The 12,478-nt window shown below is 69.4% G+C and carries 13 protein-coding genes; 3 read left to right on the forward strand and 10 right to left on the reverse strand.

Features of this window, described 5'->3' with window-relative positions; all coding sequences use genetic code 11:
- Position 1 precedes the first annotated feature (1 nt).
- The gene (locus ACIBL3_RS31770) at positions 2-373 is read right to left on the reverse strand and encodes a cupin domain-containing protein (protein ID WP_396357442.1); all 372 of its coding nucleotides are present in this window, start codon (positions 371-373) and stop codon (positions 2-4) included.
- A 123-nt stretch (positions 374-496) separates the two neighbouring features.
- Here ACIBL3_RS31770 and ACIBL3_RS31775 point away from each other — a divergent pair, with 123 nt between their 5' ends.
- Positions 497-961, forward strand: coding sequence for a MarR family winged helix-turn-helix transcriptional regulator (locus ACIBL3_RS31775; protein WP_396357443.1), 465 nt, complete (start codon positions 497-499; stop codon positions 959-961).
- Here ACIBL3_RS31775 and ACIBL3_RS31780 read toward each other — a convergent pair.
- From ACIBL3_RS31780 to ACIBL3_RS31790, 3 genes are all read right to left on the reverse strand, one after another.
- Positions 958-2,226, reverse strand: coding sequence for a serine hydrolase domain-containing protein (locus ACIBL3_RS31780; RefSeq protein ID WP_396357444.1), 1,269 nt, complete (start codon positions 2,224-2,226; stop codon positions 958-960). The genes ACIBL3_RS31775 and ACIBL3_RS31780 overlap by 4 nt on opposite strands.
- 70 nt (positions 2,227-2,296) lie before the next feature.
- The gene (locus tag ACIBL3_RS31785; protein ID WP_396357445.1) at positions 2,297-5,119 is read right to left on the reverse strand and encodes a DEAD/DEAH box helicase; all 2,823 of its coding nucleotides are present in this window, start codon (positions 5,117-5,119) and stop codon (positions 2,297-2,299) included.
- Between the two features lie 9 nt (positions 5,120-5,128).
- Positions 5,129-6,004, reverse strand: coding sequence for an alpha/beta hydrolase (locus tag ACIBL3_RS31790; protein WP_396357447.1), 876 nt, complete (start codon positions 6,002-6,004; stop codon positions 5,129-5,131).
- Between the two features lie 78 nt (positions 6,005-6,082).
- Between ACIBL3_RS31790 and ACIBL3_RS31795 the strand changes: the two genes are divergently transcribed.
- Positions 6,083-6,544: a MarR family winged helix-turn-helix transcriptional regulator gene (locus ACIBL3_RS31795; RefSeq protein WP_396357448.1), complete on the forward strand. Its 462-nt coding sequence runs from the start codon at positions 6,083-6,085 to the stop codon at positions 6,542-6,544.
- 209 nt (positions 6,545-6,753) lie between these two features.
- On the opposite strand, the gene ACIBL3_RS31800 is transcribed toward ACIBL3_RS31795, so the two are convergent.
- The 4 genes from ACIBL3_RS31800 to ACIBL3_RS31815 all read right to left on the reverse strand — a co-directional run bounded on the left by ACIBL3_RS31800 (position 6,754) and on the right by ACIBL3_RS31815 (position 9,034).
- On the reverse strand, positions 6,754-7,626 hold the full coding sequence (locus ACIBL3_RS31800) for a diacylglycerol/lipid kinase family protein (protein WP_396357449.1): 873 nt from the start codon (positions 7,624-7,626) through the stop codon (positions 6,754-6,756).
- The gene (gene tatC / locus ACIBL3_RS31805; protein WP_360533783.1) at positions 7,626-8,456 is read right to left on the reverse strand and encodes a twin-arginine translocase subunit TatC; all 831 of its coding nucleotides are present in this window, start codon (positions 8,454-8,456) and stop codon (positions 7,626-7,628) included. Before tatC ends, ACIBL3_RS31800 begins: the two co-directional genes overlap by 1 nt.
- Positions 8,457-8,471: 15 nt before the next feature.
- Positions 8,472-8,780: a twin-arginine translocase TatA/TatE family subunit gene (locus ACIBL3_RS31810; RefSeq protein WP_396357450.1), complete on the reverse strand. Its 309-nt coding sequence runs from the start codon at positions 8,778-8,780 to the stop codon at positions 8,472-8,474.
- Between the two features lie 62 nt (positions 8,781-8,842).
- Positions 8,843-9,034, reverse strand: coding sequence for a hypothetical protein (locus ACIBL3_RS31815; RefSeq protein WP_396357451.1), 192 nt, complete (start codon positions 9,032-9,034; stop codon positions 8,843-8,845).
- Positions 9,035-9,233: 199 nt separating this feature from the next.
- Here ACIBL3_RS31815 and ACIBL3_RS31820 point away from each other — a divergent pair, with 199 nt between their 5' ends.
- A complete protein-coding gene (locus ACIBL3_RS31820) occupies positions 9,234-10,424 on the forward strand; it encodes a winged helix DNA-binding domain-containing protein (protein WP_396357452.1) in 1,191 nt (396 codons plus the stop codon).
- A gap of 28 nt (positions 10,425-10,452) precedes the next feature.
- Here the strand turns inward: ACIBL3_RS31820 and ACIBL3_RS31825 are convergent, their stop codons facing one another.
- The gene (locus ACIBL3_RS31825; protein WP_396357453.1) at positions 10,453-11,430 is read right to left on the reverse strand and encodes a helix-turn-helix transcriptional regulator; all 978 of its coding nucleotides are present in this window, start codon (positions 11,428-11,430) and stop codon (positions 10,453-10,455) included.
- Positions 11,427-12,383 (reverse strand): helix-turn-helix transcriptional regulator, encoded by a 957-nt coding sequence (locus tag ACIBL3_RS31830; RefSeq protein ID WP_396357454.1) that lies wholly within the window; start codon positions 12,381-12,383, stop codon positions 11,427-11,429. The genes ACIBL3_RS31825 and ACIBL3_RS31830 overlap by 4 nt, the downstream gene beginning before the upstream one ends.
- Between the last annotated feature and the right edge of the window lie 95 nt (positions 12,384-12,478).

Genomic DNA, 12,478 nt, shown 5'->3' on the forward strand with positions numbered 1-12,478 from the left:
GTCACTGCGCCCACGGCGGCTGGACCGTCGTACCGTCGGCCATCGTCCCGGTGAAACCCGAGGTGATGGCGACGTGGAGCTCGGCCGTGCCGGATCCCAGGTTGGTCAGCCGGATCGGCTCGCCCGCGGTGACCACGACGGCGTCGCCGGGGCCGAGCTTCTCGCCGTCCGGAGTGACCTGCACGGTGCCGTTGAGCACCATGAACACCTCGTCCCGGTCGACCGTGTGCGGCTGATCGCCGCCGGCACCGGGGTCGACGGTGAGCTTCCAGGTGCACAACCCGGCCGACCCGAGGCTCGGCGCCGCCAGCACCGTGAACCGGACGCCGGGCATGTCGAACGTCGGCGCCTCGGCTGCGCGGACTACCTGCATGGTGGTTCCCCCTTCATCGAGATTTAGTCGAGCATCGAGATTTAGTCGAGCATCGAGATTTAGTCGAGCATCGAGATTTAGTCAAGCTGACTTGACCAAGCCAGCTTGACTATCATGGAGCCCATGACACGATCTGGCAAGCCTGATTTCGGGATCCTGCTGGTGCTGGCCGAGCAGGAGTTCGTCCGAGCGCTGCGGGCCGACACGGCCGGGCAGGGGTTCGACGACCAGGGCCGGTCGGACGGGTTCGTGCTGCGCACGCTGGACGCCGGGCCGACGAGCATCAGCGGGCTCGCGGCGCGGCTGGAGATCACCAAGCAGGGCGCGAGCCAGATCGTCGACGACATGGAACGGCGCGGGTACGTCGAACGGCGCCCCGACCCGTCCGACGCCCGCGCGCGGCTGCTGCACCTCACCCCTCGCGGCGAGGCGGCGCTCAAGGCGGCCCGGAAGTTCCACCAGGCCTACGAGCGAAAACTCCGAAGGCAGTACGGCGACGACGCGATCGACACCGTCCGCGCCGTACTGACCTCGATGGCAGGTGAGGCGCAGGTGAGCACCCCACACTTCCGAGCGTTGATGTTTTAGCTGAAGTACTTCGAGAAGTAGTCGTGGGTGGGCCAGGTCTTGACGCCGTTGGCCGCGGTCCACATTGCCGCGTCGATGTCGGCGTACGACTTGCCGCTGGCGTCGTCGCGGCGGTTGAAGATGGCCGCCCAGCTCATCCCGGAGGAGGTCCGGACCAGCAGGCTGTAGGTGCCGGGCAGGCTGCCGGTGTGCCAGGTGTTGCGCCCGGTGCCACCCGACGTCGGCCGCACCTGCCAGCCGAGGCCGTAGTACCAGCCGTTGGCGATCCCGGTCTCCGGCTTCGCCCAGATCGCGTTCAGCGAGGTGGAGTTCAGCACCGAGGACGACGCGTCGAACATCCGCGCCCAGCGGACCAGGTCCGGCGCGCTCGCGATCCAGCCGCCGTTCGCGTCCTGGATCCGCATGCTGAACGTCCCGTACGGCGATGCCACCGTCGCGCCGGTGTTGTCGAGCACGGTCTTGCCGGTGTACTGCGACTCGTACGGCACCTCACCGGTGTGCTTGGCGATGCTCCAGCCGAGCGCCATCCGCGTGATCTTCAACGGGGTCAGCAGCTTCTGCTGGACGTAGGTCGCGTAGCTCATGCCGCTGACCTTCTCGATCACCCGGCCGGCCAGCACGTAGCCGAAGTTCGAGTAGGCGACCTTGGTGCCGGGCGCGTAGTTGATCGGCTGGCCGGCCATGTACTTGATCACGTCGGCGTGCTTGAGCTCCATCGGCACGTTCAGCGCCCTGGAGATGGTGGCGTCCTTGAAGTTCGGGTCACCGGACAGGTCGCGGTCCCAGCCGCCGAGGTGCTGCAGCAGCCGCTTGATCGTCACCGACGACCAGCGCGCGTCCCGGGTCTGGCCGGTCGGCGGGGTGATGGTGAGGATCTTCGTGACCGGCGTGGACAGGCTCAGTTTGCCGTCCTGCACCAGCTTCATGATCGCGGCCGCGGTGATCGACTTCGACACGCTCGCGATCCGGAACAGCGAGGTCGGCTGGACGTCCAGCGTGGTCGACGTACTGTAGCCGCGGGCAAGCACCAGGCGGCCCTTGTAGGTGACCGCGAGCTGGCCGCCGGTGATCCCGCGGGCCTGCATGAAGGTCTTCACCTGGGTGTCGAAGCCGGCCAGCGCGGAGACCGCGGTGCCGGTGGTCTTCCAGGTCGCGGCGGCATCGGCGGAACGACTGAGCAACGTCGTCCCCACGCCGGTGCCGACGGCGGCGGCCGCCCCGGTTGCGACTGCGAACTTCCCGAGGTTGCGGCGCGTCAGCTCCACGAACGTGTTCTCCTTCAGGTGTCACGGCAGGGGGTAGTGCCTGAGGAGTCTCTCACCGCGCGGGTTCGTTCTAGGGCTCGTCGACCATCGACGCGTACGAGATCACACCGCGGCGGATCTGGTCCACGACCGCACGTGCGGTGCTGCGCAGCTCGCTGTCACCGGCGGCGTCGGCGACCTGCTCGGTGAGGTCGATCAGTTGCTTCACCCAACGAACGAAGTCCCCCGCGGCGAGGTCGGACTCGTACAGCACCTCGGCCAGCGAAGCACCCGACGCCCACCGGAACGCCGGCCAGCAGAACCCGAGATCCATCGACCGCAGGAAGTCGACACGCATGTCGCGCTCCAGCGCCGACAGGTCCCGCCAGATCGACCCCATCCGCTCCAGCGCCTGCCGTACGTCGCCACGCGGCAACCGTGGTGACGTCGGCTCGTCCTTGGCCCGCGACTCGTAGACCAGCGCAGCCAGGCACGCGGCCAGCTCGGGCACGGTCAGGTTGTCGAACACGCCTTGGCGCAGGCACTCCGCGGCGACCAGGTCGAGCTCGGTGTAGATCCGCGCCAGCCGGTCGCCGGCCTCCGTGGTCTTGTCGCCGTCCAGGTAGTGCAGGGCGTCCAGGACCTGGCAGACCCGGTCGAACTGGCGGGCGATCGTGTTCGTCCGCTGCTCGATCTTCCGCTGTACGTCGCGGTTCTCCCGGTCGAGCCGGAAGTACCGCTCGGCCCAGCGGGCGTGGTCCTCGCGATCCGAGCAGCCGTGGCACGGATGCGCGCGCAACTGGGCCCGCATCTCCTGCAACTCCGGGTCGTCCGCGTGACTGACCGCGTCACGACCACGGGTGCGCGACGGCGGGCCGTCCTCCCCCAGCATGTCGGTGCGATTCCGCAGCACCTGGGCCAGCTCGCGGCGCTGCTGCGGGTTGCGAGGGTTGAACTTCTTCGGGATCCGCAGGTTCCCGATCGCCTCGACCGGCGTCGGGAAGTCGATCATCGACAGCTTGCGGACCTGACGGTCCAGCGTCAGCACGGTCGGCCGCGGGCCCTCCCGCTCCGAGCGCATCCCCGGGTCGAGCACCAGCGCGAAGCCCGCGCTGCGCCCGGCCGGGATCCGGATGATGTCGCCGATCCGCAGCTTCTCGATCGACTCCTGCGCCTCGATCCGGCGATCCAGCTTGCGCCGCTTCGACCCCGACGCCTCACGCTCACTGATCCGCCGGCGCAGGTCGGCGTACTCGAGGAAGTCGCCGAGGTGGCAGTCGATGGACTCCTTGTACCCCTCGAGCGCCTCGGTGTTGCGGTGCACCTGCCGGGCCAGCCCGACCACAGCCTGGTCGGACTGGAACTGCGCGAACGACAGCTCCAGCATGTCGCGCGCCCTGGTCCGGCCGACTTGGCGGACCAGGTTGACGGCCATGTTGTACGACGGGGAGAACGACGAGCGGAGCGGATACGTACGGGTGCTGGCCAGGCCGGCCACGGCGCGCGGATCGAACCCGGGCTGCCAGAGCACGACCGCGTGCCCCTCGACGTCGATCCCACGCCGTCCGGCCCGGCCGGTCAGCTGGGTGTACTCCCCCGGCGTGATGTCGACGTGCGCCTCGCCGTTCCACTTGGACAGCTTCTCGAGGACGACGGTGCGGGCCGGCATGTTGATGCCCAGGGCAAGCGTCTCGGTGGCGAACACGACCTTGATCAGGCCGCGCGCGAACAGCTCCTCCACGACCTCCTTGAAGGCCGCCAGCATGCCCGCGTGGTGCGCGGCGATCCCGCGGCTGAGCGCCTCGGCGAAGTCGTGGTACCCGAGCACGCCGAGGTCCTCGTCCGGCAGGTCCGCGGTCCGCTCGGCCAGCACCCGCTTGATCTCGTCCCGCTCGTGCGGCTTGGTCAGCCGCAGGCCGGACCGCAGGCACTGGACCATCGCGTCCTCGCAGCCCTTGCGGGAGAAGATGAAGTAGATCGCCGGCAGCAACGCGCCCGCGTCCAGCTCCTCGACCACATCGGACCGGTACGGCGTGAAGTGCGTCCGGCTGGGGCGGTTCTTCGGCAGGTCGCGCCGCCGGCGTGGTTTGCGCGAGTCGTCGCGGAAGACCCGGTTGTCGTCGCGGGCGATCCGGACCAGCTGCGGGTTGACCAGGTCCTTCAGATCGGGCTGCGACGCCTTGGCGGGATTACCCGACTTCGAAGGCTTCGCGGGCGCGCCGACGCGCGCGGTCGGCGCCTCCCCGGCGAACAGGTCGTGCAGCCGCTTGCCCACCATCACGTGCTGGAACAGCGGCACCGGCCGCTTCTCCTCCAGTACGACGACGGTGTTGCCGCGGACGGTCTCCAGCCAGTCGCCGAACTCCTCGGCGTTGCTCACGGTCGCGGACAACGACACCACCGAGACCGAGTCCGGCAGGTGGATCAGCACCTCTTCCCAGACCGCGCCGCGGGACCGGTCGGCGAGGTAGTGCACCTCGTCCATCACGACGTACGACAGGCCGAGCAGGGTGTTGGATCCGGCGTACAGCATGTTCCGCAGCACCTCGGTCGTCATCACGACGATCGGGGCCTCGGAGTTGATCGAGTTGTCACCGGTGAGCAGGCCGACCTTGTCGGCGCCGTACCGGCTGACCAGGTCGGCGTACTTCTGGTTGCTCAGCGCCTTGATCGGGGTGGTGTAGAAGCACTTCTGTCCGCGCTGCAGGGCCAGGTGGACGGCGAACTCGCCGACCAGCGTCTTCCCGGACCCGGTCGGCGCCGCCACCAGCACCTGATGCCCGTCCTCCAGCGCCGCACACGCCCGCAGCTGGAACTCGTCGAGCTCGAAGTCGTAGAGCCGTCTGAACTCCACAACAGCCGGATGCTCCTGGTCCGAGCGAAACACGGCGTACTTCTCGGACGGAGTGCTCATACCCCCAATCTATGCGACAGCACCCCCAAGAAACCGGGCGGCGTGGTCGAGCGCCTCGTCGGCCTCGTCCAACAGGCCTGCCATGAGCTGGTAGACGTGGGGTGCGCCGGCTACTACGTCGAGGCTTACATCGACGTCCTGTTCGGCGGCGTGGGTGGCCAGGCGGAGGGCGTCGTCGAGGAGGACTTCGGCGGTGCCGACCTGGATCAGGAGGGGTGGGAGGCCGGTCAGGTTGGCCAGGAGCGGGCTGGCCAGGTCGTTCTTGGGGTCTTGGCCGGCGAGGTAGTGGTCGGCGTACTCCTGCATGTGGGCGCGACTGAAGAGCGGGTCGAAGTCGCCGCGGCTGTCCATGCTCGCGCCGGACAGCGTCAGGTCTGCCCAGGGCGAGAAGACAGCGGCAGCGGCAGGCAGCCGGAGGTCTTGGCGTCTCGCAGCCAGCATGGTGGCCAGGGCCAGCCCACCACCAGCAGAGTCGGCCGCGATCACGATCGGACGGCCGGTCTCCAGGAGTGCCTTGTACGCCGCCAACGCGTCATTCAGCGCAGCCGGGAAGGGATGCTCCGGCGCGAGGCGGTAGTCCAGAGAGACTGCGTGAAAGCCGGTACGACGGGCCAGCGGGGCCGCAAGGTTGGCGCCGGTCCGGGCCGAGCCGACGACGTACCCGCCGCCGTGCAGGTAGAAGATCACCGCGTCACCGTCTGCCCCGGCGACGTTGACGTCCAGCGCCGGGACGCCGCCGAGAGTGCGCTGCATCAGCGTGACATCGTCGCCCAGCGGCCGGGTCGCGAACAGCTCGTCGAACTCGGCCCGCTGCTGCGCCGCCGTCCGGCCCAGGTCGCCCTTGGTCATCATGGCTCGCGCCGCGGCGCGTTGTTCGTGGGTCATCGTCATCCTCCGATAGATTCCAAGGAATATAGTTCCTCGTAACCAGATTCCTCCGCTGCTCATTCCCTAGGATGCCGAGTGACCGATCTCACAGCACTGTTCACGGACCTGGTCCGGCTGGAGACGCGGCTCTACAACGTGCTCGATGCCCGGCTGAAGGCGGAGCACGACCTGCCGTTGGGCCAGTTCGAGTTCCTCCGGTTCATCGCGGCGCGCGGGTCCGCCCGCGTCTACGACCTGGCCCAAGAGATGGCGATCACCGTCGGCGCGACCAGCAAGGCCGTCGACCGGCTCGAGTCCACCGGGCGCGTCCGCCGTACGGCGAACCCGCACGACCGCCGCTCGTCCCTGGTCACACTCACCCCGGAAGGCGAGCGGATCCTCGCGGCCGCGACCCCCACGGTCGAGTCGGAGCTCCGCATCTGGGTCGGCTCGATCCTCCCCGCCGAGGTCCTGGACAACCTCGCAGTCAGCCTGTCGATGCTCCGCCAGCGGGCGGAGGCGGACGGGCGGACGTCGCGGGTCGAGCCGTCGGTGTGAGTGCCGGACGCCCAGGTCATCACAATCGCGGTCGCAGCACCCGGCTCACGCTCACCGGGGCGCAGGTCGCGCAGTTGTGATGGCCTGGCCGTCCGCCTCAGTCCAGGTGACAGGGTCGTCGAGTCCGGCGGCAGCGCGCGACTCCCGGGGTACGACGGCGACCGCGGGCGATGCCCTGACTCGACAGAGCTGAAGATGAAGGTTGTGTCTCAAGCGAGGACGGTGAGCGCGCCCGGGGCGATCGCGATGTCGACCGGGAGCGGGCCGAGCGGCTCGCCGTCGGCGTACGCGGTGATGCCGGGCGACTCGATCCGGACCGACTTGCCGCGCAGCGTCACCAGCCGGGGGTCGCCGACATGCGTGCCCTTGGCGAGCTTCGGGAACAGCTGAAGCAGGGTCAGCCGGGAGATCGGCGAGATGATCGTGACGTCCAGCAGGCCGTCGTCGATCTCGGCGCCGGCGCAGATCTGCAGTCCCCCGCCGTACGTCGGCCCGGTGCCGACCGCGACCAGCATGGCCTTGGTCTCGATCACCTGGCCGTCGACGGTCACGACGTACTCGAGCGGGGTGAAGGTGCGCAGTTCAGCCAGAGTGGCGACGGTGTAGCGGGAGTTGCCCTTCGGCCAGCTCATCGCGTTGGCCCGCTTGTTCACCAGGGAGTCGAACCCGCCGGCCACGACGGTGGTGATGTACTCGTCCTTGGCCACCGCGAGGTCGACGGCCCGGGTGTTGCCGGCCACGATCAGGTCGGCCGCCGCGGCCGGATCCTTCAGCGGTACGCCGATCCCGCGGGCGAAGTCGTTGCCGGTGCCGGCCGGGATCACGCCGAACGGCATCCCGGACTTGGCCAGCACCTGGGCGCCGAGGTGGACGGTGCCGTCGCCGCCGATCAGCGCGACCGCGTCGGCGCCGGAGGCGATCACGTCCGCGGAGATCCGCCCGACGTCCTCGGCGCAGGTCGTCGAGTACTCGTCGACGGTGAGCCCCGCAGCCTCCAGCCGCCCGCGAACGACCGGCGCCACCCGGGCACCGAGGCCCTTGCCGGAGGTCGGGTTGACCACCAGCGCGATCTTCCTGCTCATCAGTCGGCCAGGAGTTCCTCGGTCTTGCGGGCCCGGCGGCGGTCGTTGAGGCGGGAGATCACCTCGGCGATGAAGAACAGCACGCACATCGGGATCGCCAGCAGGCACATCGTGAACGGGTCGCCGGACGGGGTCGCGACCGCCGCGAACACGAAGATGACCAGCACGATGTACGGCCGGAACCGGCCCAGCGCGGCGCCCGGGACGATGCCCAGGATGTTCAGCAGCACGACGACCAGCGGGATCAGGAACGCGACCCCGAACACGAGCATCGTGCGCAGCACGAAGTCGAGGTAGTCGGGCAGCTCAACCAGGTTCTGGATGTCCAGCGGGGTGAAGCCCAGCAGGATCTCGATGCCCTTCGGCAGCGTCCAGTAGGCCACCCAGATACCGCCGGCGAACAGCGGTGTGGCGAGCGCCGAGAAGACGTAGGCCCACTTCCGCTCGTTGCGGTGCAGGCCGGGCGCGATGAACGCCCACAGCTGGTACAGCCAGACCGGCGCGGCCAGGATCAGGCCGAACAGCGCCGAGATCTTGATCCGGAACGTCAGCGCGTTGCCGACACCGGGGAAGGTCAGCTGTGGGGTCTTCGTGTTGCCCGCGTCCTTGGCCATCTCGGCGACGCTGGTCAGGAACGGCTTGGTCAGGAAGTCGAAGGCCTGGTTGTAGAAGATCCAGCCCACGATCGTCCCGGCCACGATCGCGAGCACACTGATCACCAGCCGGTTGCGCAGCTCGATGATGTGCTCGCGCAGGGTCATTCGACCCTCGTCGTCCTTCGGACGGCGCTCCTTGGGTTCCTTACGCCGTCCGATCTTCACCAATGACACCGGCGGGTGCTCGGCTCAGTTGGCCGTGTGCGTCGGCGGCAGGCCGTCGCCCGGCGCCTGGCCGTTCACCTGGTTCGGCTGCTGGGCCGCCTGCGGCTGGGCCTGGGGGGCCGCCTGCTGGGTCGGCGCCTGGGCCGGCTGGGTGGTGCCCTCGGTCAGCTCCGGCTCCTTCTTCTTCGGGCCGACCTCTTCCTCCCAGATCTTCTTCGACTTGCCGAGCTGCTTCACCAGAGCCGGCAGCTTGGCCGATCCGAACAGCAGCACGACGATGGCGAGGATGATCAGCCACTCCGCGCCCTGGGGCATACCGATGAGTGGTGCCATGTCGATCTCCCTTTCACAAAACGTCTAGGTCGTGGCTCGAGCGTGCGAACGTGGGCCGAATACTACGCCGGTGCTCGCGCATCCTCGCGGGTCTGTCCAGACCCGGACGTGGACATCGCGGCGTCCAGCTTGGACTGGGCGGCGACCAACTCACGCGTCAGCGCCTTGCCCTGGCCCCACAGCCTCTTCGCGAGCAGGGCGAGGACGAGCAGCCACACCGCCACCACACCGAGGAAGAGCAGGAACCAGTACATACCCAGGAGCCTAGCCGGTTCCCGGTGATCGCCCACGTCCCGCGGGGAGTCTCGGTGGACAACGGTGCCGGAACGTGATGGTAAAACCGGGTGTCGCGCAGCCGACGCGGCCAACGGGGCTGCCGGTCGGCCGGTGAGCGGGCAGACTGCTTCCGCGAGCGTGGAAACACGGAAACTTTCGGTACGGCGAGGGGGCTGGATGTTGCGGATCGGGGTCGAGGAGCGGCGGACGCGGATCGGCCGGCGGCACCGGCTCGGGCCGGACGTCCAGGCCGCGGACCCGGTCGAGGCGGCCGCGTCCGTCGTCGCCCTGCACGCCACCGATCCCGCCACCGTCCACCTGTCCATCGCTGCTCGGGTGCCTGGCAGTGAGGTGGCGGGCACGGAGCGTGCACTGTACGACGATCGGACGCTGATCCGGATGCTCGGCATGCGCCGTACGGTGTTCGTCGTACCCACTGCGTTCGCGCCGGTCGTGCAGGCGGCGTGCACGGACGACATCGCGGTCAAGCAGCGGAAGTTGCTGGTCAAGCACCTGACCGAGGCGGGGATCGCGCCGGACTTGGACGCCTCCGGGAAGTGGCTGCGGGCAGTCGAGGAGTCAACCGCTACTGCGCTGACGCTGCGCGGGTCTGCGACCGCCCAGGAGCTGTCTGCGGACGAGCCGCGGCTGCGGAGCCGGCTCAGCATGGCAGAGGGCAAGGCGTACGCCGCTCAGCCGTACGTGACGAGCCGTGTGCTGTTCCAGCTGTCAGCTGAGGGTCGGATCGTACGTGGACGGCCGCTGGGGACGTGGCTGAGCAGCCAGCACCAGTGGTCGCCTGCTGAGGACTGGGTCCCGGGCGGGCTCGGTGACAAGCTCGCGGCCGAGGAGGCGCGGGTGACGCTGGCTCGGGCGTGGCTGTCGTCGTTCGGCCCGGGTACGGCGGCCGATCTGCAGTGGTGGGCTGGTTGGACGGGCGGTCAGACGAAGAAGGCGCTGGCTGCGGTCGAGGCGGTCGAGGTGGACCTGGACGGGCAGGTCGGCTACGTGCTGCCGGGCGACGAGGCGCGTGAGGTGCCGGTGGAGCCGTGGGTGTCGTTCCTGCCTGCTCTCGACCCGACGCCGATGGGCTGGAAGGACCGGGACTGGTACCTCGGCGAGCACAAGGCGAAGCTCTTCGACAACACCGGCAACGTCGGCCCGACCGTCTGGGCCGACGGCCGCATCATCGGCGGCTGGGGCCAGCCAGAGTCCGGCGAAGTCCGCTACCAACTCCTGGAGGACGTCGGCGCGGACACCGTCGCCCTGGTCGAGTCAGAAGCCGCCCGCTGGACCGCCTGGCTCTCCGGCGTCCGCGTGACTCCCCGCTTCCGCGCTCCCCTGGAAAAGCACCTCAGCCAGGGCTAGCCCTACCCACCCGCATTCGAGGGCTGGGTCAGGGCGGGTCGTCGTACGCCGAGAGGGCTTCGCGGGCTGTGGCGGCTATTTGGATCGTCAGGTCGGGTGGGTCCAGGACCGTGGCGGCGCCGCCCAGGCGGAGGACGAGGCGCTGGAGCCAGCCGGTGTCGGCGACGCGGAGCTTGACGATCAGGGAGTTGTCCGGGCCTTCCTCGACCGACTCGTTCGGGTAGTACTCGGCCACCCAGCGGGCCGGCGGCGCGAGCCGGATGGTGGCCAGCAGGTCCCGCTCGGACGGCTGGAACATGCCGTTCGACAGGTCCCGCGGGGTCGCCTCCGGCGGCGGCTCGCTCGGCAGCTCGAGCAGCTTCACGGCGGCGATCCGGTCCAGGCGGAACAGCCGGACGTCCTCGGCCAGCCGGCACCAGGCTTCCAGGTACGTGCGCCCCTCGGACACGACCAGGCGCATCGGGTCCACATCGCGCTCGGTGGTCTCGTCACGCGACGGTACGTCGTACGTCAGATGCAGGCGACGCTTCGCAGCCAGGGCCCGGTTGACCGTCTCGGCGATCTCCGGCGCGGCCGGCTCGACGTGCACATGGGCCGCCGCGCCCTCGCTCGCCGCCGCGGCCTCACCCGCGGCGCGCTCGAGCTTGGCGATCGCCCGGTCGACGGCGTCCCGGTCGCTCCCCGCAGTCACCTCGCGCAGGGTCCGGAGCGCGGTCAGCAGCGCGAGCGCCTCGTCCGCGGCCAGCCGCAGCGGACGGGCCAGGTAGTCGGCGTTGTTGATGTGGATGACGCCGTCGCCCTCGGCCGCCTCGATGTCGATCTCGATCAGGTCGCCCATCTGCGCACCGGGCAGCCCGCAGAACCACAGCACCTTCAGGTCCGCGATGATCTGCTTCGGCCGGACGCCGAACTCCTTGGCGACGTCGTCGACGCGCGCACCGTCGTTCTCGCGCAGGTAAGGCACCAGTGCCAGCAACCGCTGCACCTGGTCACGCGCATTACTCATACCCCAGCCACCGTCCGGAGTCTCCAGAGCACGCCATCCAGTACGTCGCCAGGCCCCTCTACGACCGCGTCGGGCCCGTAGGAGGCAATCTCCTCAGCCAGCACGCCGGAGTCGGCGTACGGGACGTGCAGGAGGTCCCAGCCCTCCTCGTACGGCTCGATCGCGTTCGCTCGGCGCCGCAGGCTGACGCAGGAACCGGTGCGCGCCCGCACCTTCGCCTCCGACGTCGGTCGCGGCGGCGCCAGCTCGGACACCAGCGAGCGCAGGTCGGTGCCCTCCGGCACCGTGAACGCGCCCGGCTCGCCGACCGTCTTCACGTCCCCGCCGATCCGGGACAGCCGGAACATCCGGGTCGCCTGACGGTCGCGGTCGCGGCCCACGACGTACCAGCGGCCGTGCCAGGAGACGATCCCCCACGGCTCCAGGGTCCGCGTGGTCGGCTCCGACGCGCCGCTGCGCAGGTGCTGGAACCGTACGGCGGTCCGGCTGACCACGGCCGACCACAGCGGGTCGAAGGCCGGCTCGGACGCGCCGACGTGCGGCTCGATCGCGCTCAGCGCGGACTGGTCGGTCTGGATCCCGGCCGCCTTCAGCTTGAGCACGGCCGACGTGGTCGCCTCGGCCAGGCTGGCGTGCTGCCAGACCCGGGCGGCGACACCGAGGACGGCGGCCTCGTCCGGCTCCAGGTGGACCTCGGGCAGCTCGAAGACATCCCGGCGGATCCGGTAGCCGACCTCGTCGGAGAAGAACTTGTCGATGGTGCCCATCTCGATCGGGATGCCGAGGTCGCGCAGCTCGTCCTTGTCCCGCTCGAACATCTTCTCGAAGGCGTCGTCGGTCTGGCCCGCGTACCCCTCGACCACCTCGCGGATGCGTTCCTTGGTCACGTAGGTGCGCGCGACCAGCAGGCAGATGACCACGTTGAGCAGTCGCTCACTCTTCCGCGCCGACACCCGACCACCTTACGGCCTGAAAGCGTCAAAACCCGCCCTCCCGCACCGAAATCTTCGAACACACCTTCGAGGCGCTGTACGAGGCACTACAGTCG

Origin of the sequence: Kribbella sp. NPDC050124, assembly GCF_044460355.1 — a bacterium.
In the GTDB taxonomy this organism is placed as follows: domain Bacteria; phylum Actinomycetota; class Actinomycetes; order Propionibacteriales; family Kribbellaceae; genus Kribbella.